Genomic DNA, 588 nt, shown 5'->3' on the forward strand with positions numbered 1-588 from the left:
GGTGCTCAGGTTGCTGAAGCAATTAATTTATATGCCCCAGATTACGGCTTTAATGTTGAAGTTAAAGGTTTTGACTGGAGCAAGTTAGTAGAAAGCCGCGAAGCCTACATAGGCCGAATTCATAAAGGTTATGACAGTGGCCTTGCAAGCAATGGCGTTACTGTAATTAAAGGCTTTGCTAAATTTATAGATAGCAAAACAGTTGAAGTAAATGGCGAGCATTACACAGCTGATCATATATTAATTGCAGTAGGTGGTCGCCCAAGTATTCCAAATATTGAAGGTGCTGAACACGGCATTGATTCAAATGGCTTTTTTGAGCTTAAAGAGCAACCTAAGCGCGTTGCCGTTATTGGCGCAGGCTACATAGCCGTCGAACTTGCTGGTGTATTACACGGCCTTGGTACTGAAACACATTTATTTGTTCGTAAGCATTCTCCACTTCGTAACTTTGATTCGTACATTGTAGATACACTTGTTGAAGTAATGGCTGCCGAAGGCCCTACTTTGCACACTCATTCTGTACCAAATAAATTGATAAAAGAAGATGATGGCTCTGTAACATTGCATTTAGATAACGGTAAAACT

At 40.5% G+C, this 588-nt stretch carries 1 protein-coding gene; it reads left to right on the top strand.

The window, feature by feature from the left end:
• A partial coding sequence (locus tag CWB66_RS21335; protein ID WP_171037563.1) for an FAD-dependent oxidoreductase occupies positions 1 to 588 on the top strand: 588 nt, incomplete at both ends.

The sequence above is a fragment of the Pseudoalteromonas sp. S558 genome, assembly GCF_005886635.1.
GTDB classification, from domain to species: domain Bacteria; phylum Pseudomonadota; class Gammaproteobacteria; order Enterobacterales; family Alteromonadaceae; genus Pseudoalteromonas; species Pseudoalteromonas aliena.